Genomic DNA, 21,379 nt, shown 5'->3' with positions numbered 1-21,379 from the left:
ATTGTCATAAATTTGAAGCATACTGATACTATTGACTCAGGCTTTAAAACGATTAAAGGTTCAATATGAATACGGCAGCCAACAGCCCTTCGGTACAAACTGAATATACCTATAATGACCGGTACATTAACCGGGAATTGTCTATTCTGGATTTCCATTTGCGTGTCTTGGAACAGGCTGTCGATCCTTTACATCCACTGCTTGAACGCATGAACTTTCTGCTGATTTTCTCGCGTAATCTGGATGAGTTCTTTGAAATTCGTGTAGCTGGGGTGATGGAACAGCTGGATCTGGGCAATGAAAGTCGTAGTCCGGATGGGCTAATGCCTAAGCAGGTGCTGGATCAAATTTCCAAAACTGCGCATGCTGCCATTGAACGCCAGTACCGCATTCTGAATGAAGAAATTCTGCCTAAACTGCGTGAAGAAGATATCTGTTTCCTGCGCCGCGGTGAACTGACACCAGCACAGTCACAATGGATAAAAAAATATTTTCAGGAACAGGTGGCACCCGTCTTAACCCCGATCAGCCTGGATCCAGCCCATCCATTCCCGCGTTTGGTGAATAAGTCGCTGAACTTTATTGTGACGCTGGAAGGGAAGGATGCTTTTGGCCGTCAGATCGATCTGGCTGTTGTTCCTGCACCACGTTCACTACCACGTGTGGTGCGTTTACCGGATGAATTAACAGGCGGCAAGGAACATCATGTGATGCTTTCCGCAATTATACATGAACATGTTTCTGACCTGTTCCCGGGTATGACTGCAACAGGTTGCTATCAGTTCCGTGTAACCCGTAATGCTGATCTGGCTTTAAACGAAGATGTCGAAGATCTGGCGATTGCCTTAAAAGGCGAATTGAACTCGCGTCGTTTTGGACGTGCAGTACGTCTGGAAGTTACAGAAAACTGTCCAAAACATATTTATGAATACCTGCTGGATGAATTTGATTTAGAAGAAGAGCATCTGTACAAGGTTGCCGGACCGGTGAATCTGGCACGTCTGTTATCGAATTTTAAACGTCCACATTTGCGTTATGATTCACATACGCCAATCGTACCGAAAGTACTAAAGAAATCAGAAAATATCTTTAGCGCGATGCAAAAACAGGACATCTTGCTACATCATCCCTTTGAATCATTCTCGCCCGTAATTTCATTACTGCGTGAGGCTGCGCGTGATCCACAAGTACTGGCGATCAAGCAGACTTTATACCGTAGTGGAGCGGACTCGGAAATTGTTCAGGTACTGGCTGAAGCAGCACGGAATGGCAAGGAAGTGACTGCGGTCATCGAATTGCGTGCGCGTTTTGATGAAGAGTCTAATATCGCTGTAGCCAATGTCCTGCAAGAAGCGGGGGCCGTAGTTGTCTATGGCATTGTTGGCTATAAGACTCATGCCAAGATGATTCTGGTGGTACGCCGTGAAAATAACAAGCTGGTGCGCTATGTACACTTGGGTACCGGGAACTATCACGCGGGTAATGCACGTATCTATACCGATTATGGACTGTTAACTACAGACAAAGAACTATGTGAAGATGTACACCGTATCTTCCAGGAACTTACCGGTATGGGAAAAATGGCCAAGCTGAAAAAGCTGTTACATGCACCATTTACATTGCATACCCAGCTGGTGAATTACATTGACAATGAAATTGCCAATGCCAAAGAAGGCAAAAAGGCTCAGATCATTGTCAAAGTGAATGCGCTGACAGAACTACAGCTCATTAATAAATTGTATGAAGCATCGCAAGCAGGCGTGCAGATTGACCTGATTATCCGTTCGATCTGCTGTTTACGTCCTGGTTTGCCGGGCTTGTCGGAAAATATCCGCGTTCGTTCCATCGTCGGACGTTTCCTGGAACATACTCGCGTGTATTACTTTAGCAATAATGGCAATTCCCGCATTTATTGCTCAAGCGCAGACTGGATGGACCGTAACCTGTTTAATCGTGTTGAAGCCTGTTTCCCGATTGAAGATGAAACATTGAAGAAACGCATCTATCAGCAAGGCTTATTAAACTATCTCAAAGATAACCAGCAATCCTGGTTGCTGCAAAGTGATGGTACCTGGATCCGTGCACAACCTGCGCAAGGTGAACAGCCGCATAATGCACAGCGCGTGTTACTGGAAACCTTTAAATAAGACATAATCTTTTAGAAAGAGACTGAATTTTCAGTCTCTTTTTATATAAATATGCTGTCTCTAAAAACAAAAAAGGAGCCAGTGTGAGCTCCTTTTTTACGCTATAGCAGTATCATTATTGCTGCGCGATCTTTTGCAGGATAGGTAGCAGTACATCGAATTCACTTTGTAGCGGTGTACTCTTGCGTGTCACCAATGCCAAGGTACGGCTTGGTGCAGCAGCAATCTTTTTCACCTGAAGCTCAGGATTGGCTTTAATCATGTTGGTATGAAGTGCAATTTCAGGCAACAGGGTAAAACCAAGATCGGAAGATACCATCTCGATCAGCGTTGGCAATGAGCTTGCTTTCAGGCGATGATCATTCTTACGCTCACCAATTGGACAAGCACTTAAAGCATGATCACGTAGACAGTGGCCTTCTTCAAGTAACATCAAACGAGAAAGATCCAGATCTTCTAAGGAAGTGGCCTGAGCTGCATTCTGATCTGACTTGTGGTGAACCACATACAGATCTTCTTTCACAATTTCAGCAACTTTTAGACTACGTGTATCAAAAGGCAGGGCCAGTACAACCATATCCAGGTTGCCATGTTCCAGTTTTTCAACAATTTTTTCACTTTGTGCTTCGTGCAGATGCAGCTGAATTTTCGGCAACTGTTTATGCACTTCATCAAGAAGTTGCGACAGAATGAACGGCGCAATGGTCGGAATCACACCTAAATGCAGATCACCTGTTAAAGGTTCACTCATCTCACGACTTAAACGCATCAAGTCCTGAGCATCAGCCAGTAGAACACGAGCGCGTGCAACCACTTGCTCTCCGAGTGGAGTCAAGCGTACATTCTGGCGATCACGTTCAACAAGAACGCCCCCGAGTAAACGCTCCAACTCCATGATCCCGCCCGATAGGGTGGACTGGGTCACAAATGAACGGCGAGCAGCTTCTGTAAAATGCAGCGTCTCAGACAGTGTTACGAGATATGACAGCTGTCTTAGGGATGGTAATGCAGCCATAGTGTCCTAATTTTATGATTTAAAATGATCAGCAAATAATTCGCTAAGATATGGAATAAAATGCGGTGGGATATCATGCCCCATTCCATCAATTAATTCAAATTTAGCACCTGATATTGCTTTCGCAACAGCCTTACCATGGCTAGGTGGTAGCAAGCGATCTTGAGAACCATGAACTACAAGTGTCTCTTGTCGGATTTGCTTATCCAGTTGCAGCAACGAGCCCGTACATAATATTGCTAAAAACTGTTGAAGTACACCCGCTGGGTAATAACTTCGATTATATAATTTACGGGCGGTCTGCATTGCCTCAAGCTGATTAATATAACCAGGCGAGCCAATAATGTTAAACAGTTTCAAGCTATGGTCAATTATACCATTTTCATCCTGCGAAGCGGGTTTGCCAATCAGACTAAAGAGCTGTTTTGGAAATGGTGGAGGTAATAGACGCTGATTGTTACTGGTAAATAACAGAGCCAGCTTTTTAACCTTTTCAGGATAACGTGCTGCCAGAATCTGGGCAATCATACCACCCATCGAAGCACCGAGCACATACACCTCATCCAATTCCATTTTATCAATCAACAGACTGACGTCATCTGCCATGTCATACAGGGTATAAGGTGCTCCCTGGTTACCCAGGCCTAGCATGAAGCGACTCATCAGTTTAATGGTATTTAATCGTGGACCTTTATGATGGACTTTAGAGGATAGGCCAATATCGCGGTTATCAAAACGGATGACCCGGAAACCTTGGTCGATAAAAGATTTACAGAAAAAGTCCGGCCAATACAGCATCTGTGCACCCAGGCCCATAATCAGCAATAAGGTCGGGTGATTCTCCTGACCACCTACCTCTACATGCAATTCAATACCATTGCCAAGGTCAACCTTGGTTTCATGCATGAAAGCAGTATATGGTGATGGTAATAGACTCGATTGCACATGACTATTCATGTTAAGTTCCCTATAAAAGGACATTCTGTACAAAGAATGTCCTTTGTATTTAAACCTTAAACTGATACAGGAATCAAGTCAGGAACCTGCTTAGTCAATGTAAGACGCTGTTTCGCTGCGGTAGCGCCTAATAGTACAAAGCCGCGCAGGGTTCCTTCAGTATCTGTGGCTTTGGCAATCATGCCATCCTCAAACTCTTCAGTGTCCCAGGTCACATCAACATTGGCGGGTGCAGGCAGTACAGTCAGGGGGGCAGCAGGTGTTTTTACCGCAACAGGCATTGCTGGATAATGCACTGCTGTCGTTTCACCATTCAAGGTTTTAGCCAGCGCACGCGCCTGCTGCATGATTGGCATCACATAAGGCAATAAAGTACCATTCACTTCAGCACAGTCACCGACAGCGAAAATATCAGCTAAATTCGTTTCGAGCTGGCTATTGGTCAAGATACCGCGACCGATTTGTACACCAGACTCTTTGGCTACCGAGGCATTTGGTTGCAAGCCCACCGCAGACAGAACCACATCTGCAACGACTGACTGACCATTGGCTAATGTCACCAGGTAGTCACCATTTTCGACTTTAGAGACTTTCTCTACAGTCGTGCCTAATACAAAGTTAATACCAGTTTCTTCCAGGTTTTGCTGGAAAACATCTGCAACATGTGAAGGCAATAAACGGGCTAGAGGCTGAGGTGCCAAGTCAATTACAGTCACTTGATGGTCCGTGTGCTGAAGGTCATTGGCAAATTCACAGCCAATCAAACCGGCACCCAAAATCACTACGCGCTTATCTTCACGCTTTTCCAGGCTGGCACGGAAAGCTTTATAATCATTCAGGTTGTTGACCACATGAATGTCATCACTGCCATCACCGGCAATTGCCAGACGAATTGGCTGTGCACCCACTGCAAGAACCAGTTTTGAATATGCCTGTTTTTGCTCAGACTGATCTTTTACAACAGTCAGTTCATGTGCAGTAGCATCTATGGCTTTAACCCAAGTATGCGTTTCAATACGCATATTTAACTGAGCTGCCATTTTGGTAGCATCGCCCAAGGCAATATTTTCGGGTGCTTTTTTGCCCACTAAAGCATTGGAAAGTGTCGGTTTGGCGTAGTTGGTTGCATCATCGGCACAAATCATGACGAGTTCATGGTCTGGATTCAGCTTGCGGAATTCGCGTGCGACAGCATAGCCTGCCATACCTGAACCAATGATGACGATAGGATGCATATTTAACTCCATGCTTTTTTATAGATAGTAGAAAGGCATAAAAAAAGACCACTCAATATGGCCTTTGTTTGGGCGAAATCAGATTTCGATCATTTCAAAATCGACTTTAGAAACGCCACAGTCTGGGCAGGTCCAGTCATCTGGAATATCTTCCCATTTAGTACCAGGGACGATCCCGTCCTGAGGCCAACCTTCCGCTTCGTCGTAAATCCATCCACAAACGATGCATTGATATTTTTTCATGTAACTCTCCAAAACCAGCGAATATGGAAGCTGGCTCAAAAATCCTAAACAGGCAAGACTCTAATAATATGGCATTTAATAGCGGACATATTTGGCTAAATTTTTACGCAGTTCTGTTCAGAAAGTAAAGTAGATAACAGTTTAAACAGCAAAATTAAAAGCAGAATAGTGATCCGGTTCAGTAAAAGTCCTTTACTCAAGCTTTTTATTCTCTTAGAAATGCCGGAATATAATTTTATTTATGCAAATAAATAAAAGCTTATTGTTTCTCACACTGAGAGAAATAAAACAATATTTTACCGTCGGGTAATGATTCATGGATTTAAAACAATCATTAAAGTTTTTATGAAAAAAGTGCTCTTATAAATTAATGAAATATAAGTAAATAATTGCATGTCAATAGGGGTGTTGCTGCAATAATACTCGGTTTTCCCTATCCTTTAGTCGTAATTCAGTTTAAAATTTGCCGGTTCCTTTTTCTTATCTAACGATCTCCCATGAGCAATATGTCTACTTCATTGTGGTCTCACATTCGTACTGTCCAGGATTTTCCAAAGCCGGGTATTAGTTTCTTTGACTTAACACCGCTTTTCATGAATAACATCGGTTCATTAACTGATGCTTTGATTGCAAGCATTCCTGCTGAAAAACTGGCAGAAGTAGATAGCTTTATTGCTGTTGAAGCACGTGGCTTTGTATTGGCAAGCTTGTTGGCACAACGTACCGGCAAGGGCCTGTTGTTGGTTCGCAAGGCAGGTAAATTACCACCTCCAGTGGTTGGTGTGGGTTATAGCCTGGAATACGGTCTGGACCGTCTGGAAATGTCTGCTGAGGTTCAATCACAAAAAGTGATTATTGTAGATGACGTATTGGCTACTGGCGGTACATTGAAAGCTGTCAATGAACTGGCTGAAAAATGTAATCATAAAGTACTCGGCGCGAGCATTTTTCTTGATCTACCTGATTTACATAGTGATCTTGGGCTGAATATCTGGTCTGTATTGGATGACAAATCTAAGCCTGAAGCTAATGCCGCTTAAGGGCAAAAGATGAATAAAAAGCCCTGCAATATGCAGGGCTTTTTTTATGGCTTCTTTAAATGTAATACTTAACTTTTTTGCAGATTCTGTTGGATTTGCAGGATCAGGGGATTGATCCGTTCCGGTGTTTCAAGGCGATGATGTCCACCGGGAACCGCTTCTACCTGCATATAATCTTCTAGTTGGGACTGTACTGCATGCATATCCAGTATTTCATCGCCTAACTCAATATAGGCAAGCTGAGGAATGTCATGTTGTAGGTCATTATCACAAATTGCAGGATAATCATCGCGGAAATAGGGGGCTAGGCTTGGATTGGCAATTACACAAGGAATCTGGTGTTGCTGTGACATTTTCAATGCCCAGTAACCCCCCAGACTGTGCCCAACCAGAATATCTGGATGAATTTTTTCAATCATCTCGTTATAAAACTCTGCCACAGTCGCATAATTGAGGTTGCGGTAATCCACATCAATGCAATATTTATGATCGGCATCGATGGCATGGAATTTCGTAGATTCTCGTGAAGAATCAAGTCCATGAAAAAACAGGATTTTAGAGGTGCATTGGCTCATTATGGTGGTTCGTATCAATTCGTTTTATAGTTCGGCAATGATTTGCGTCAGGGAGCATTGTAGAACTTCTATACAGGGAATGAAGTTAGCATTTGGTCTAAAGACTTTAGTCCAAGCCGACCTTAGTCAAAAAGACTGAAAGGTTCTGTAAAGAATTTGATATTAAAACGTTATTTTTTGATTAATTGGTCAATTAAAACTGTATATTCCTCGGCTTGGTTAGGGTGAAAGGCCCTGCCCAAAAGAGGAATTTGAGTCTTCCCGAGATATTAGAAAAGAAAAGCCAATTGAGATGCTGCTGGACGCTACGATTTAACTGCAAAATCTGCTATTGTATGCACCTTCTATTTTTTAACTAATCTTATTCGAGGCAGAGATGACGCAAACTAACGCTCAATCGACTTCTGAACAAATCATTTCCGAAAACGATTTAATTGCACAGCGTCATGCCAAGTTAAAGCAAATCGAAGATCAAGCCAAGGAAACCGGCAAGAGCCCATGGCCAAATACTTTCAAGCGTGAGCACTATGCGCAAGATCTTCAAGACCAGTTCGCTGACCAATCAAAAGAAGAAATTGAAGCAGGCGAAAAGGTGTATGTAAAAGTTGCGGGTCGTGTGATGTTGAACCGTGGTTCATTCATTGTGATTCAGGACATGACTGGCCGTATTCAGCTTTATGTTCCTCGTAAAGAATTAGATGCTGAAGTACTTGCTACAATTAAAGGTCTAGACCTTGGTGATATCATTGCCGTTGAAGGTTATATCGGTCGTTCGGGTAAAGGCGATCTGTATGTACATATCGAACAATTCGAATTACTAACAAAATCACTTCGTCCACTTCCAGACAAATTCCACGGCTTAACAGATACAGAAGTGAAGTATCGTAAGCGTTATCTGGATCTGATCGTGAATGAAGAAACACGTAAGACTTTTGAAATCCGCGCTAAAGTGGTCGCTGGTATCCGCAACTTCCTGACTGAAAAACGTTATATGGAAGTGGAAACACCAATGATGCACGTGATTCCAGGTGGTGCTTCTGCGCGTCCATTTGAAACACATCACAATGCGTTGGACATGCCATTGTTCTTGCGTATTGCGCCTGAGCTTTATTTGAAACGTCTGGTTGTCGGTGGTTTTGAGCGAGTGTTCGAAATTAACCGTAACTTCCGAAATGAAGGTGTTTCAACTCGTCATAACCCGGAATTCACCATGATCGAGTTCTACCAGGCTTATGCAGACTATAAAGACCTGATGGAACTGACTGAGCAAATGCTGGAAAAACTGGCATTGGATATTTTGGGTACAACTGATGTGCCTTATGGCGAAGAAGTATTTAGCTTCAAAGGTCCATTCAAGAAAATCTCAATGTTTGATGCGATTCTTGAGCACAACCCACAGTTCACGCCTGAAAATGTAGGCGACCGTGACTTTCTGGCAAAATACGTTCAGGAAGAGCTGAAAGAACAGGTGAAACCAGGTTTTGGTTTGGGTAAACTGCAAACTATCGTGTTTGAGGAAACAGTAGAAACTAAACTGCGTCAGCCAACATTCATTACTGAATATCCAGCAGAAACTTCTCCACTGGCTCGTCGTAATGATGACAATCCACATATCACTGACCGTTTCGAATTCTTTATTGGTGGTCGTGAGCTGGCAAATGGTTTCTCAGAATTGAATGATCCGATCGACCAGGCTGAGCGCTTCCAGGCACAGGTTGCCGAGAAAGACGCAGGCGATGATGAAGCAATGCACTTCGATGCAGACTTTATTGAAGCATTAGAATATGGCTTACCTCCAACAGCGGGTGAAGGTATCGGTATTGACCGTCTGGTGATGATTTTTGCCAATGCGCCAAGTATCCGTGACGTGATCCTGTTCCCGCACATGCGTCATAAACACGCTTAAGTAAAAAAACTAATAAAAAACCCGCACATGTTGCGGGTTTTTTTATTAGTTTTTTCGCTACATAAGCTAGACATTGTAAAAGAGCAGCGTAAGCTAAAATAGTTTTTATAAAAGTTTCAGACAAAAAAAACGCAATGATTGGGGTTGTCATTGCGTAGAAAAAGGAAAAACTTGTTGCAAATGAAACTGTGGAGAATGTTTCTTGCTATTTCCTGAATATGTTTTCATATTAAAACTGGCTTGTTATTTTTACATTGGTAAACGTGTAAAGAGCTGTTAACTAAAGTAAGTTTTTCTACCTTTGTGTGACAGGAAAAAGAAAATATGAATCAAATGTGTAGGAATTCAATAAAAAAGCCCTTCATGTGAAGGGCTTTTCAAAATTTATCCAAGCATTAGAAGTGGAACACGCCAAGGGCAGTTTTAACTTCATCCAAAGTCGCTTGAGTAATATCACGGCATTTGTCTGTACCAGTCTTGAGTACATCCATAATGTAGTCAGGATCTTTAGAAAGTTCCATACGACGTTCACGAATTGGTCCAATTAATTCTTTTAGAATACCTTCAAGACGTTTTTTCACTGTACCATCACCCAAACCACCACGGCGGTAATGGGCTTTTAGTTCTTCCAGCTCTTCTTTGTTGGTATCGAACGCATCCAGGTAAGTAAATACCACGTTGCCTTCAACCTGACCTGGATCTTCAATACGCAGGTGGTTCGGATCCGTATACATTGCGTTAACGGCTTTCTTGATATCTTTGTCTGATGCATCTAGCACAATGGTATTGCCTAAAGATTTAGACATTTTCGCCTTACCATCAAAGCCTGGTAAACGGCCAACGTTAGATAGCAGGGCTTTACATTCTGGAAGTAGCTCACGACCTACCTGACGGTTCAGACGACGCACGATTTCGTTAGTCTGTTCAATCATTGGGATCTGGTCTTCACCCACTGGAACCACAGTCGCTTTGAATGCAGTAATGTCCGCGGCCTGCGCCACTGGATAGCACAAGAAGCCCGCCGGAATATCACGCTCAAAACCACGCATCTGAATTTCAGACTTAATCGTTGGGTTACGCTCAAGACGTGAAACAGTCACGAAGTTGAGGTAAAGCATAGTCAATTCATTGAGGGCAGGAAGGCAAGACTGAACGCAGATTGTGGTTTTGGTCGGATCAATGCCTACCGCAAGATAATCTGTTGCAACTTCAATGATGTTACGACGTACTTTTTCGAAGTTATCTGCATTGTCTGTCAAGGCCTGTGCATCTGCCAGCAGAAGATGCTGATGGTGAGAATCCTGTAAACCCACGCGAGAGCGTAATGAACCAACAAAGTGACCGAGGTGAAGTTGTCCGGTAGGACGGTCGCCAGTCAAGATCACTGGACGATTATCTTGATTACTCATTATTTATTCCAAACCAGTAGTCGTACTACATTCAAATTTTTAGGATCGCAACATTGTACGGCATTCTGTTTTTGAATGTCAGTCACAATGAATCACAGTAATAAAAAATCTCTGAAATTAAAGAAGTAAATACAATCTTTCTGCTGCTTTTTGATTAGAATATTTTTACATTTATAAGGAATAACAAGAATGGCGAGTAGCTTATTAATATTATTGGATGATATAGCCACAGTTCTAGATGATGTTGCAGTCATGAGTAAAGTGGCAGCAAAAAAAACGGCCGGGGTCTTGGGAGATGATCTGGCGCTCAATGCTCAACAGGTAAGCGGTGTACGTGCCGAACGTGAACTTCCGGTGGTATGGAGCGTCGCCAAAGGTTCTTTTGTCAATAAACTTATTCTTGTTCCTTTGGCCTTGCTGATCAGTGTGGTTGCACCATGGTTAATTAATCCTTTATTGATGATTGGCGGCTTGTTCCTGTGTTATGAAGGCGTAGAAAAAGTACTGCATAGTCTCAAGCATAGAAAGGTCAAAACTGAAGAAGCTGCGCAAGCAGAATTAAACGCAATCGAAACGGATCTGGTTAAATTTGAAAAAGATAAAATTAAAGGTGCGATTCGTACTGACTTTATTTTGTCAGCTGAAATTGTTGTGATTTCCTTGGGTACTGTTGCAGCGGCTGCTTTTTCCACCAAGGTGATGGTACTTTCGACGATTGCTGTGGCCATGACCATCGGAGTGTATGGCTTTGTGGCCATGATTGTGAAAATTGATGATGTAGGTTTGCACTTGAGCAAGCAGGCATCGAGTTTCAAGCAAAGTGTAGGACGAGGCTTGTTAGCTTTTGCACCCAAACTGATGAAAACTTTAACTATTGTGGGAACAATTGCCATGTTCCTGGTTGGTGGCGGGATTATTGCTCACGCCATTCCATGGTTTCATCATTTCACTGAAGATTCAGTCGAGTATGTAGAGCACATTCCTACAATGGGCAGTATTATAGGTGCCGTTACGCCAACACTCATTAATTTAGTCATTGGTTTTATCGCAGGATTATTGGTATTCATTGTGATTGGCTTTATTCAAAAGATCAGAGCAAAATCAAAGCAGGCATAATTTTGGTTGGCTAGAAGTAAGTCAAAAATAAACTATAAGGAATCTTACTATGCGCTGGAAAGGTCGTCGAGTTAGTAGCAATGTTGAAGACCGCCGCGGTGGGGGTGCCAAAGCGGGTGGTATCAGTATTCTAGGGCTGATTGTAGCCTTTGTTGCCTGGAAATTTTTTGGTGTGGATCCACAACAAGCTTATCAAGCCACCAAGCAGGTGACACAAGGTGTTTCCAGTGCTGAAACGCGTGGTCTGGAAAATCCAACGCCAGAGCAGCAAGAAGCAATTGACTTTGTCGGAACTGTTCTGGCCGATACAGAAGATACCTGGTCACAGGTGTTCCAGCAGCAGCTGAATCAGCAGTACACTCCTCCTAAACTGGTACTCTTCAGCGGTGTGGTGAACTCAGGTTGTGGTGCGGCGCAATCCGCCATGGGGCCGTTTTATTGTCCGGCAGATCAGAAAGTGTATATCGACACGACCTTCTTTAGGGATATGCGTAGCCAGATGGGTATTAGTGGTGAGCAGAATTCAACTGAGCTATCGCGTAATGATCAGGCTGGTGACTTTGCTCAAGCATATGTCGTGGCACATGAGGTTGGACATCACATTCAGACCATCTTGGGTATTTCTTCTCAGGTACAGCAGGCACGCCAGCAAGCCACAAAGGTGCAAGCGAATCAGCTGTCAGTCTATCAGGAGCTGCAAGCCGACTGTCTGGCGGGGGTATGGGCTTATCATAATCATGAGCGTACTCAATTCCTGGAACAGGGTGATGTACAGGAAGCCATGGATGCAGCGCATAAGATTGGTGATGACTATTTACAGAAAAAAGCCCAAGGACATGTGGTGCCAGATAGCTTTACTCATGGGACCAGTGCGCAGCGCGTGCAATGGTTTAATACCGGCCTGAAATCTGGTCAAATGGCAGATTGTGATACTTTTAATAAAGGCATTTAATATCCTAAAGGTATTTAGATCTATTTAAAGTGCCAGATGAAATCAAAAAGGAGCAGTTGCTCCTTTTTCTTGAGCATAGAAAAACTTATTTATTCAGAAATCGCTGAAAATTCCTGATCAGCTTGAAGCTGACAAATAAAGCAGCTAAAGCAAATAAGCTAATACCAAAGACTACATATTTCAGCCCAGCAATGTCTTGCTGATAAAATTGCTGGATCTCATTAGCAGAATAGGAAAATTCTGAAACCTGACCAGTGCGGCTATCTTTATATTTAACCTGTTGAATATAAGAAAACTGACCTGCCTTAAACAGTTTTACCTGATCAATCTGACGGTTATGAGACTGATTAAAGTCATCGCTACACAACGCCGTATAATGGGTACAACTACTTTTGGAAATATAACCATTCCCTGCAATCAGAACAAAAATGGCATGATCTGGTTTCTGGTTATTGGACAGCAAAACATACTGCTGATCTGGTGAGCTGGTTAAGTTAAGTGACTTGCCTTGTTGATAATACTGCTCGGCCTGCATGATCTCCTGAATTTTGGCAAAACAGGTAAAACACAATGCAAGCGTGACCAAAAAAATCACAGTAGCAAGAAAAAGACGGAAAACAAGTTTAACGGTTTGATGCATGGAAAAAGGATTCAGAAGAACTAGTAAAAGAATACAGCAAAGTACTAAGATAGAATTGTATGATAAACCACCATTTGGAACTATTGAAAAGAAACTTAACTAAATAGCAAAATAAACAGGATTAAAATTATTTCATCTGGAAATGCTTTTTCATTTGATATTTTATTTTTAAATAAGCCAAATCACTCATTTTCAGGAATGAGGCGCGCTTTAAGGGAACCCATGGGCAATTTCTTTTTCTTACAACTTTTGACCGTTGTTTTTGCATTATCTATTGCCACGACATTATTTAATAAAAGAGTGCTGGGTTTTCCTCAAGCGATTGGTGTTCCGATTGTTTCTGCAATTTTTGTATTTATCCTGCAATGGGGCGCGAGCCTGCTGCAGGGCAATCCTTTTTTCAGTATCAATATTGCCAATATTGAAAATGCAGTCCGGCATATCGATTTTTATGATTTTCTGATTAACGGTGTCATCTGTTTTATTTTGACCTCATCTGCGCTGAAATTTAAGGTTTCCGATTTGCGCAATCATTGGCGTCCGATCGGAATTCTAGCCAGTCTGGCACTGGTGATCTGTGCAGTCTTGTTTGGTTTAGTCCTTTATGGTTACCAGTTCCTGATCGGTAAGCATGTTGATCTGTTGGTATTGCTATTACTGGGTGCAGCATTAGGTGCAACGGACCCGATCGGAATTAAAGGGGTGCTCAGTTCAGTTCGTGCACCGCATCACTTAATGGTAAAACTGGAAGGTGAGTCATTGTTTAACGATGCGATGTGTATTGCCTTGTTTATGACGCTTTTGAATGTATTACAGGGTGAGAACTTTACTTTATTGGGCGTACTGCAAACACTGCTCTACGAAATTGTGGTGGCTGTATTCATTGGCGTAGTATTCGGTTGGGCAATCCTACGCATTCTTCGCGGCAAACATGAAATGGAATCCCTGATTCTAACCACTGCATTACTGGCTTGTGGTTCCTATCTGGTGGCCTTGCTAGCGCATGCTTCTGCACCAATTGCCTGTGTGATTGGAGGCCTGATCGTTGGTAATAAATGGAAGGAAATTCTGGCAGATGCCGATATTGGTGATGTGAACCATTTCTGGCATACGGTTGAAGGAATTATTAACTCTTTCCTGTTTACCCTGATTGGTCTTGAACTGTTTATTCTGGATTTAAGCACTAGCCTGATTCTGGGTGGAATCGTGGCTTTTATTATTCTGCATGTAGTGCGTTTCGCAGCAAACTTCCTGTCTTTTTCCATGTTTCCACATCTGCGTAAAAAACGTTATAACGGCAGTCTTGCAATTCTCTCTTGGGGTGGTGTCCGTGGTGGAATTTCTTTAGCTTTGATTCTGGCTGTTGCCAATGTTCCGCAACTAAAAGAGTACAGCAGTATTCTGGTCGGTTATACCTTTATTGTGGTGCTGTTATCCGGTGTGGTTTGTGGTCTGGGTTTACCAGCTGTAATGAATGCCTTTTATTATAATCCGAATGAAGAAAAAGAAGGCTGGAAAGGCTGGTATCAGCGGATGTGCCATAAAATGAACCGTAAAGGTTTCCAATACATTATCGGTGAAGATGCAAATGGCAATGAAATTATTACAGTGTACAAGCCTGAAAGCCTGATTGATGAAAAAGATGAAGATGGCGTAGCAGCAGTGCATAATCCTGAAAAAGTGCATGAAGTGAAACGTCTGGAAAGTCCGGATAACTTCTAAAATAATTTTGATTTAAAAAAAGAGAATTTTTGGATTCTCTTTTTTTATTTCCTAGATATTAACTTGGTGAGTTTGAATCCAAATATTATGATCAAAGCAGCTTAAATGGATATATTGAAAATGCCAGCCAAACCCAGTGATGAACTTGCCCGAATGATTCTTGGTGTGATTGCATTAATCCCTCAAGGAAAAGTTGCTAGCTATGGTCAGCTGGCCCAGCTTGCAGGATTGCCACGCCATGCACGTCTGGTTGGACGAGTACTGAGAGAGATGGATGAAGCATCTGATCTGCCTTGGCATCGCGTCGTTAGTTCGCAAGGCAAAATCAGTGTGCAAAAACTGGATGAACAGGGAATGAACATTCAGGCAGGTAAATTACTGGAAGAAGGCGTTGCAGTTATTAAGGGTAAAATTAATCTGAAACTCTACCAATGGGATGGCAGCATCCAATAAAAATACCCCATGTGTACATGAGGTATTTTGAAGAGGATAAAATAATAATTTATGCTTGACCACGAACCACAAGCACTGGAACATCGGACTGTCCTAGAATGCTTTGAGCTACACTTCCGAGGAAGAATTTCTTGAACCCGGTACGGCCATGTGAGCCAATCACAATCAGGTCTGCACCTAAAGTTTTTGCTGCTTTGGCAATCTCGGTATTTACCACCTGACCTTCAAGCAACTGGGTATCGACCTGTACACCAGCTGTTTCAAAACGTTTTTTCGCTTCATCCAGGTTTTGCTGGATTGCAGTACGTGCACGTTCAATTAAATCATTGGTTTGTGCTGCGGTAATGTATTCAGCCGCAATATAAGGGTCTAAGGTCATCACCTGAACTACAGTGATTTTACCGTTAAAAGTTTTCGCCAGTTGTACTGCCTGATCTACTGCAGCATAAGCCGTTTCTGAACCATCAATTGGAACTAAAATATGTTGAAAAGCCATGGTCATTCTCCACATGTATTTATGGGTATTATAAAAATTTTAAACAATGCCTATGATCCGTCGGGCATGGTATTTTTTAAATAATAACGCTAATCAGGTTAAAATAAAACCAAGTAAATCCATATGGTTAAATAATGTTTTAGTAAAAATATTTTTTATAAATTATTGTTTTATATTAAAAATAATAAAATATAGATTCATTTGTATTTTAAATGCTTCAAGCTGTCAGACTAAGGTCGCACCTAATAGATCATCTGCATTATTCACATTGAATTTGTGTCGTGTCTATTTTAAGTTTTGGTGCGAGCCGTTGATACTGTTGTTGAATAGAGACATTGGCTGATCCATAAATTTGTTGTTGGAGTTGGGAGATTTTGGATTCTGTAATGTGTATGCGTGCACAATGCAGGGCGATTTGGTTTTCTTGGGTAACTTTCATTTGTTCAGTTGCATCATATTCAGCAAAATGCTTCAGTTTTTGCTGTGCTTTACTCAGTTGAACCAAACTTCGTTTTTGTTGCATACTCATAAGTTGATGATTATTAATCCAATGTGCGACATCACGGCGTACACCGTTATAATCTACCATCAGTGGTGAAATCAATTGGCAGGCACTCAGGCTGAGTGCTGTAGAAATGGTCAAGAAAATTTTAGTTTTAATCATATCTGAGTAACTTAAAACGGTTTTAAAATTCATATTAATACGTGAAATACATAATAAAAACTGATTTTGGTTAAAGTTTGATGCAAATACACGCATTTGCCTAAAGACTGAACATTTGTGAGTTAAAATGCTTGACGAGGAATGCGGAAGTTACGATAATGCGCACACAGTTTACGGCTATGTAGCTCAGTTGGTTAGAGCACCGCACTCATAATGCGGGGGTCACAAGTTCAAGTCTCGTCATAGCCACCATTTTTATAGACCAAGCTCTCAGCTTGGTCTCTTTTTTTGTGTCAAATAAATATATTTAAGCCTATAAAATTGTTGCACTATTCTTGTTAATTTAAATTTTCCAGCGCCAACTTATTAATATATTTGAGTTATACATTTATCTTAAATCACTACCAATAAAAAAACGCCTAAGCGGACTTGGGCGTTTTTCTGAATAAACAGGGTTAAATCAGATACCCGCTTTCCATCCATTTACGATTGGGTAGCGACGTTCGCGGCTGAAAGCACGTGAGCTGATACGAGGACCTATCGCACCTTGACGACGTTTATATTCATTCACGTCAACTAGACGAATCACACGTTTTACCACTTCTTCCTCAAAGCCTTTCTCAATGATGTCATCCTGACTCATGTCTTCTTCGATATAAGAGTAAAGGATTGCATCCAATACTTCATATGGAGGTAATGAATCCTGATCGACCTGATCTGGGCGTAATTCTGCCGAAGGTGGACGGGTAATCACACGCTCAGGAATCACTGGTTTGTCTGCAATACTGTTACGGTATTTCGCCAGTTCAAACACAATAGTCTTATACACATCTTTCAGTACTGAGAAGCCACCAACCATGTCACCGTACAGAGTGCAATAACCCACGGCTACTTCTGATTTATTGCCCGTCGACAGTACCAGGTTGCCAAATTTATTCGACAAAGCCATCAATAGTGTGCCACGTGAACGAGCCTGCAGATTTTCTTCAGTTGCATCCACTGGAGCATCACCGAAGAACGGATACAGGGTTTGCATGAAGCCATTTACGATCGGGTTGATCTCGGCAATACCAAAAGTCACGCCCAGTGTTTTCGCCTGTTCAGCTGCATCTTCCACACTGATCTGAGCCGTATAGGTGTAAGGCATCATTACCGCTTGTACTTTATCTGCACCGATGGCATCTACAGCAATCGCAAGTGTCAAGGCAGAATCAATGCCACCAGACAGACCCAGAATTACACCCGGGAAACCAGAACGTTGTACATAATCGCGTGTTGCCATGACCAGGCTTTGATAGATCTCTGCCATGGTGTCAAGAGTAGGGGTAATGCTGGTTTTGCTAAACGCAAGGTTAGTTGCATCATATTCAGCAATAGATAGATTTTCCTGGAAACTTGCTGCTTGCAGCGCAACTTCACCAGATTTATTCAGTACGAAACTCGTACCGTCAAAAACAAGATCATCATGACCGCCGACCTGGTTGCAATATACCAGGTTGATATTGAGCTGTTTAACCAAAGCTGCCATGGTTTCAATACGGTGTTGTGGCTTACCGACTTCATATGGAGAAGAGTTCAGTACCACCACAGTATCAACATTCAGCTGAGCCAGCTGTTGAACAACATTCAGAGACCATACATCTTCGCAGATCAGTACTCCAAATTTATGACCGAGGTATTCAAATACCAGGTGTTGATGACCTTCATTAAAATAACGCTTCTCATCAAATACAGCATAGTTTGGTAAAGTCTGCTTGTTATAAATTCCCAATACCTGACCGTCTTTCATCACTGCAGCAGAGTTAAAACGCTGACCATCTTCAGTCTGGTTGACAAAGCCAAAGACCATTACGATATCTTTGACTTGTGCCAGTTGATCAAATGCCTGTTGGGTGCGTTTAGTCAAGCTTGGACGCAGAATCAAGTCATCTGCAGGGTAGCCCAGAGTCGAAAGTTCTGGAAAGATAATCAGGTCAGCATTGTCTTTTTTAGCCAGATTGGCCTGTTCGATCATTTTTTGCGTATTTGCATCGATATTGCCAACATGTGGAGAGAATTGAGCAAGGGCAATTTTAAAACTTTTCATTCCAACTAAATCCTAATCCTGATAGATTTTTTGCACTAATCGGCTATTGTTTAAAATTATAGTTATTTAGCCGAATGCAATCTGGTACTTACATAATGCCAAATGGCAGGAAACATAAACACAATAATAAAAGCTTGATACCTAATCTCATTTTTGGAAATAAAATATCATACAAGAGTTATTCTATCGAAATTTGAAGCAGATGCTAGCGTTGTTTGCATAGATTTATTGTTGAAATGCAACTGGATGATTAAAAATAAAGGGATCACATATTGTTTTGTATCGAATCTGCCTGGCCAGGGCGAAAAGATTTATATATAAAAATTTTAATATATTACTCTCTAATCCGTTTCCTGAATGATATTTGGCAGCTTTTGAAGATAAATATCACGTGCAATATCACCTTGCTGCTCAATATTGTAGGTCCAGAAAGACTTGCCGGGAATATAGGAGTATTGATAAGGATTATAGCGGCCAAAACTCAAAAAATAAGCCGTCTGTAATATCGCGCCACGCAATACCACATTAATGCCATGCTGATGCTGGAAAATATGCGTCATCTCATGAATAAATACTGCACGATAACTTGCAGTCTCTTTGGAATAATCATCTTTAAAAAGTGCATTGCGTACATGAATATAGCCATTAGGTGCCATCAGAATATGCTTGGGTTGCCACGGCAGGAAAGGATGGTTCATAACATGCACCTTGCCGTAATCAATCCGGTCTCCAAACACTGAACGGCACATCTGGATTTCGCCTGCAGTCAGCTGACGGCATTTAAATTGTGGAAATCGGATCAGTCTTAACAGCAGGAATAAAAAACGGTAGGGCATAGTATTTATGAATAGTCAGGATGACCTGATTATAACGGGATTATAGGCTTGGATTTGTAAGCATCTTTATCATTCTATTTAAGACGATAATCTCAACTTTTTATTTGCTGCTGTGCTTAATATTTTCATTGCCCATAAAAAACCGCCCGAAAGGGCGGTTTTTTGGGTCTTTCGACGCGATTCGAATTAACGAGCGATATCGCGTTGAGTTTCGCCAGTATAAAGCTGACGAGGACGACCGATCTTGTAAGGACCGCTGTGCATTTCTAACCAGTGGCTGATCCAACCAACTGTACGTGCAAGCGCAAAGATCACAGTAAACATTTCTGTTGGGATACCAATCGCTTTAAGGATGATACCTGAGTAGAAGTCTACGTTAGGGTAAAGGTTACGTTTGATGAAGTATTCGTCAGAAAGTGCGATACGTTCAAGTTCCATAGCAAGAGCAAGCTGTGGATCGTTGATGCCAAGAGCACCAAGAACTTCGTCACAAGTTTCTTTCATTACTTTCGCACGTGGATCGAAGTTTTTGTACACACGGTGACCGAAGCCCATGAGTTTAACTTCTTTAGTTTTCACTTTTTCCATGAAGCCAGCAACGTTTTCTACAGTGCCGATTTCATCCAGCATCTTAAGAACAGCTTCGTTCGCACCACCGTGAGCAGGACCCCAAAGTGCAGAGATACCAGCAGCGATACATGCATATGGGTTAGCGCCAGTAGAACCAGCTAAACGTACTGTAGAAGTAGAAGCATTTTGTTCGTGGTCAGCGTGAAGTGTGAAGATACGGTCCATTGCTTTCGCAAGGATTGGATCTACTTTGTAGTCACGGTCTGCTGGAGTAGCAAACATCATGTACAGGAAGTTTTCAGCGTAAGTCAAATCGTTACGTGGGTAAACGAATGGTTGACCAACAGTATATTTGTAGCTCCAAGCTGCCAAAGTAGGAATCTTAGCGATTAAACGAATCGCAGTGATTTCACGATGGTTAACATCTTCGATGTCCAGATTATTGTGATAGAACGCAGACAACGCACCAACAACACCAACCATGATTGCCATAGGGTGAGCATCACGACGGAAACCGTTATAGAAGCGGCTTACTTGATCGTGAACCATAGTGTGGTTACGAACTTTAGCGTCGAATTCTTCTTTTTGCTCAGCTGTTGGAAGCTCGCCATTAAGAAGTAAGTAGCAAGTTTCTAGGTAATCAGCTTTAGTTGCTAACTGGTCAATTGGGTAGCCACGGTGTAAAAGAACACCTTTATTACCATCGATGAAAGTGATTTTAGACTCGCATGCAGCTGTTGCCATAAAACCAGGATCAAAAGTAAAGTGACCTGCAGCCAACACATCTTTAACGTCGATTACATCTGGGCCCAATGTGCCGCTGTAAATTGGTAATTCAATTTCTTTGCCATCAAGCTGTAAAACGGCTTTCTTGCCAGTTGCTTCAGACATTCAATAGATCTCCTGTCCTGGTGAATGTTTATCCGAGTTGTCTATCAATCTTTTAATGTACAAAACGGACGGATCAAAAATTTGCTATAAGATTAGTGAGTACTGAAATTTTGTCAATTATACTTATGGATAAAAAATGACGTTACACAGCGGCTTAGTCACATAATCTCTGTATAAAAAGCTTTATTAAAATCACAGCATCAACGCGCTATAATAAGATAAAACATGCAGGAGGTGCAGAAAAAAATGCATTGTTTGCAGCGATAATCATCATCTTTTAATCGTAAAAAAATGTTTAAAATGATTAGGTTTATAATGATAAAGTGGCTAAAACTATATAAATTTCACTACTTACAGCTTTTTCAAGGGTTGGTAGTTTTTGTCAGGTCTTATAAATAAAAGCACTTAATAGAATATTTGAAAATG

The 21,379-nt window shown here is 41.8% G+C and carries 19 protein-coding genes and 1 tRNA gene; 8 read left to right on the top strand and 12 right to left on the bottom strand.

Annotated features, from left to right (window positions below; translation table 11 throughout):
- Positions 1 to 65: 65 nt before the first annotated feature.
- The gene (gene ppk1 / locus ACTJIX_RS09295; protein ID WP_440611373.1) at positions 66 to 2,147 is read left to right on the top strand and encodes a polyphosphate kinase 1; all 2,082 of its coding nucleotides are present in this window, start codon (positions 66 to 68) and stop codon (positions 2,145 to 2,147) included.
- Between the two features lie 115 nt (positions 2,148 to 2,262).
- Here ppk1 and oxyR read toward each other — a convergent pair whose 3' ends face one another.
- The 4 genes from oxyR to rubA form a co-directional block, all read right to left on the bottom strand.
- A complete protein-coding gene (oxyR, locus tag ACTJIX_RS09290) occupies positions 2,263 to 3,162 on the bottom strand; it encodes a LysR family transcriptional regulator OxyR (protein WP_004810876.1) in 900 nt (299 codons plus the stop codon).
- 12 nt (positions 3,163 to 3,174) lie between these two features.
- Positions 3,175 to 4,119, bottom strand: coding sequence for an esterase EstB (gene estB / locus ACTJIX_RS09285; RefSeq protein ID WP_004810873.1), 945 nt, complete (start codon positions 4,117 to 4,119; stop codon positions 3,175 to 3,177).
- Between the two features lie 56 nt (positions 4,120 to 4,175).
- A complete protein-coding gene (locus ACTJIX_RS09280; protein WP_440611372.1) occupies positions 4,176 to 5,354 on the bottom strand; it encodes an NAD(P)/FAD-dependent oxidoreductase in 1,179 nt (392 codons plus the stop codon).
- A 78-nt stretch (positions 5,355 to 5,432) separates the two neighbouring features.
- Complete coding sequence (gene rubA, locus ACTJIX_RS09275; protein ID WP_004783011.1) at positions 5,433 to 5,597, bottom strand: rubredoxin RubA; 165 nt, start codon at positions 5,595 to 5,597, stop codon at positions 5,433 to 5,435.
- A 497-nt stretch (positions 5,598 to 6,094) separates the two neighbouring features.
- Between rubA and ACTJIX_RS09270 the strand changes: the two genes are divergently transcribed.
- Positions 6,095 to 6,637 (top strand): adenine phosphoribosyltransferase, encoded by a 543-nt coding sequence (locus tag ACTJIX_RS09270; RefSeq protein ID WP_005221224.1) that lies wholly within the window; start codon positions 6,095 to 6,097, stop codon positions 6,635 to 6,637.
- A 68-nt stretch (positions 6,638 to 6,705) separates the two neighbouring features.
- On the opposite strand, the gene ACTJIX_RS09265 is transcribed toward ACTJIX_RS09270, so the two are convergent.
- Complete coding sequence (locus ACTJIX_RS09265; protein WP_004810867.1) at positions 6,706 to 7,212, bottom strand: YqiA/YcfP family alpha/beta fold hydrolase; 507 nt, start codon at positions 7,210 to 7,212, stop codon at positions 6,706 to 6,708.
- A 376-nt stretch (positions 7,213 to 7,588) separates the two neighbouring features.
- On the opposite strand from ACTJIX_RS09265, the gene lysS reads away from it, so the two are divergent.
- Positions 7,589 to 9,118, top strand: a complete 1,530-nt coding sequence (gene lysS, locus ACTJIX_RS09260; RefSeq protein WP_004810866.1) for a lysine--tRNA ligase — start codon at positions 7,589 to 7,591, stop codon at positions 9,116 to 9,118.
- 395 nt (positions 9,119 to 9,513) lie between these two features.
- Here lysS and trpS read toward each other — a convergent pair whose 3' ends face one another.
- Positions 9,514 to 10,527, bottom strand: coding sequence for a tryptophan--tRNA ligase (gene trpS, locus ACTJIX_RS09255; protein WP_071319960.1), 1,014 nt, complete (start codon positions 10,525 to 10,527; stop codon positions 9,514 to 9,516).
- Positions 10,528 to 10,716: 189 nt separating this feature from the next.
- On the opposite strand from trpS, the gene ACTJIX_RS09250 reads away from it, so the two are divergent.
- Positions 10,717 to 11,643, top strand: a complete 927-nt coding sequence (locus tag ACTJIX_RS09250) for a DUF808 domain-containing protein (protein ID WP_076753225.1) — start codon at positions 10,717 to 10,719, stop codon at positions 11,641 to 11,643.
- A 49-nt stretch (positions 11,644 to 11,692) separates the two neighbouring features.
- Positions 11,693 to 12,595: a KPN_02809 family neutral zinc metallopeptidase gene (gene ypfJ / locus ACTJIX_RS09245; protein ID WP_071319962.1), complete on the top strand. Its 903-nt coding sequence runs from the start codon at positions 11,693 to 11,695 to the stop codon at positions 12,593 to 12,595.
- An 85-nt stretch (positions 12,596 to 12,680) separates the two neighbouring features.
- Here the strand turns inward: ypfJ and ACTJIX_RS09240 are convergent, their stop codons facing one another.
- The gene (locus ACTJIX_RS09240) at positions 12,681 to 13,235 is read right to left on the bottom strand and encodes a hypothetical protein (protein ID WP_076753226.1); all 555 of its coding nucleotides are present in this window, start codon (positions 13,233 to 13,235) and stop codon (positions 12,681 to 12,683) included.
- A 222-nt stretch (positions 13,236 to 13,457) separates the two neighbouring features.
- Between ACTJIX_RS09240 and ACTJIX_RS09235 the strand changes: the two genes are divergently transcribed.
- Together ACTJIX_RS09235 and ACTJIX_RS09230 are read left to right on the top strand one after the other, a co-directional pair.
- Complete coding sequence (locus ACTJIX_RS09235; protein ID WP_048882295.1) at positions 13,458 to 14,957, top strand: cation:proton antiporter; 1,500 nt, start codon at positions 13,458 to 13,460, stop codon at positions 14,955 to 14,957.
- A 120-nt stretch (positions 14,958 to 15,077) separates the two neighbouring features.
- Complete coding sequence (locus tag ACTJIX_RS09230) at positions 15,078 to 15,410, top strand: MGMT family protein (RefSeq protein WP_076754878.1); 333 nt, start codon at positions 15,078 to 15,080, stop codon at positions 15,408 to 15,410.
- A 49-nt stretch (positions 15,411 to 15,459) separates the two neighbouring features.
- Here the strand turns inward: ACTJIX_RS09230 and ACTJIX_RS09225 are convergent, their stop codons facing one another.
- Together ACTJIX_RS09225 and ACTJIX_RS09220 are read right to left on the bottom strand one after the other, a co-directional pair.
- Positions 15,460 to 15,906, bottom strand: a complete 447-nt coding sequence (locus tag ACTJIX_RS09225) for a universal stress protein (RefSeq protein WP_004810852.1) — start codon at positions 15,904 to 15,906, stop codon at positions 15,460 to 15,462.
- 259 nt (positions 15,907 to 16,165) lie between these two features.
- Positions 16,166 to 16,570 (bottom strand): hypothetical protein, encoded by a 405-nt coding sequence (locus tag ACTJIX_RS09220; RefSeq protein WP_076754880.1) that lies wholly within the window; start codon positions 16,568 to 16,570, stop codon positions 16,166 to 16,168.
- 175 nt (positions 16,571 to 16,745) lie between these two features.
- On the opposite strand from ACTJIX_RS09220, the gene ACTJIX_RS09215 reads away from it, so the two are divergent.
- A tRNA-Met gene (locus tag ACTJIX_RS09215) sits at positions 16,746 to 16,822 on the top strand.
- Positions 16,823 to 17,030: 208 nt separating this feature from the next.
- Here the strand turns inward: ACTJIX_RS09215 and ACTJIX_RS09210 are convergent.
- The 3 genes from ACTJIX_RS09210 to gltA form a co-directional block, all read right to left on the bottom strand.
- Entirely contained in the window at positions 17,031 to 18,656 is a 1,626-nt protein-coding gene (locus ACTJIX_RS09210) for an NAD+ synthase (protein ID WP_076753227.1), read from the bottom strand.
- Between the two features lie 341 nt (positions 18,657 to 18,997).
- Complete coding sequence (locus ACTJIX_RS09205; protein WP_440611371.1) at positions 18,998 to 19,492, bottom strand: hypothetical protein; 495 nt, start codon at positions 19,490 to 19,492, stop codon at positions 18,998 to 19,000.
- Positions 19,493 to 19,678: 186 nt separating this feature from the next.
- Entirely contained in the window at positions 19,679 to 20,953 is a 1,275-nt protein-coding gene (gene gltA, locus ACTJIX_RS09200) for a citrate synthase (RefSeq protein WP_008301877.1), read from the bottom strand.
- Between the last annotated feature and the right edge of the window lie 426 nt (positions 20,954 to 21,379).

Source organism: Acinetobacter sp. 22323 (genome assembly GCF_052044895.1).
In the GTDB taxonomy this organism is placed as follows: Bacteria; Pseudomonadota; Gammaproteobacteria; order Pseudomonadales; family Moraxellaceae; genus Acinetobacter; species Acinetobacter schindleri.
This window is presented reverse-complemented; position numbering and strand designations above follow the sequence as displayed.

Bases quoted from the DNA above. Each gene is read 5' to 3' on its own strand.
- oxyR (WP_004810876.1), bottom strand. From the start codon at position 3,162: ATGGCTGCATTACCATCCCTAAGACAGCTGTCATATCTCGTAACACTG.
- ACTJIX_RS09225 (WP_004810852.1), bottom strand. From the start codon at position 15,906: ATGGCTTTTCAACATATTTTAGTTCCAATTGATGGTTCAGAAACGGCT.
- ACTJIX_RS09205 (WP_440611371.1), bottom strand. From the start codon at position 19,492: ATGCCCTACCGTTTTTTATTCCTGCTGTTAAGACTGATCCGATTTCCA.
- estB (WP_004810873.1), bottom strand. From the start codon at position 4,119: ATGAATAGTCATGTGCAATCGAGTCTATTACCATCACCATATACTGCT.
- lysS (WP_004810866.1), top strand. From the start codon at position 7,589: ATGACGCAAACTAACGCTCAATCGACTTCTGAACAAATCATTTCCGAA.
- ACTJIX_RS09280 (WP_440611372.1), bottom strand. From the start codon at position 5,354: ATGCATCCTATCGTCATCATTGGTTCAGGTATGGCAGGCTATGCTGTC.
- ppk1 (WP_440611373.1), top strand. From the start codon at position 66: ATGAATACGGCAGCCAACAGCCCTTCGGTACAAACTGAATATACCTAT.
- rubA (WP_004783011.1), bottom strand. From the start codon at position 5,597: ATGAAAAAATATCAATGCATCGTTTGTGGATGGATTTACGACGAAGCG.
- ACTJIX_RS09250 (WP_076753225.1), top strand. From the start codon at position 10,717: ATGGCGAGTAGCTTATTAATATTATTGGATGATATAGCCACAGTTCTA.
- ypfJ (WP_071319962.1), top strand. From the start codon at position 11,693: ATGCGCTGGAAAGGTCGTCGAGTTAGTAGCAATGTTGAAGACCGCCGC.
- ACTJIX_RS09265 (WP_004810867.1), bottom strand. From the start codon at position 7,212: ATGAGCCAATGCACCTCTAAAATCCTGTTTTTTCATGGACTTGATTCT.
- gltA (WP_008301877.1), bottom strand. From the start codon at position 20,953: ATGTCTGAAGCAACTGGCAAGAAAGCCGTTTTACAGCTTGATGGCAAA.
- ACTJIX_RS09230 (WP_076754878.1), top strand. From the start codon at position 15,078: ATGCCAGCCAAACCCAGTGATGAACTTGCCCGAATGATTCTTGGTGTG.
- ACTJIX_RS09210 (WP_076753227.1), bottom strand. From the start codon at position 18,656: ATGAAAAGTTTTAAAATTGCCCTTGCTCAATTCTCTCCACATGTTGGC.
- ACTJIX_RS09220 (WP_076754880.1), bottom strand. From the start codon at position 16,570: ATGATTAAAACTAAAATTTTCTTGACCATTTCTACAGCACTCAGCCTG.
- ACTJIX_RS09235 (WP_048882295.1), top strand. From the start codon at position 13,458: ATGGGCAATTTCTTTTTCTTACAACTTTTGACCGTTGTTTTTGCATTA.
- ACTJIX_RS09270 (WP_005221224.1), top strand. From the start codon at position 6,095: ATGAGCAATATGTCTACTTCATTGTGGTCTCACATTCGTACTGTCCAG.
- trpS (WP_071319960.1), bottom strand. From the start codon at position 10,527: ATGAGTAATCAAGATAATCGTCCAGTGATCTTGACTGGCGACCGTCCT.
- ACTJIX_RS09240 (WP_076753226.1), bottom strand. From the start codon at position 13,235: ATGCATCAAACCGTTAAACTTGTTTTCCGTCTTTTTCTTGCTACTGTG.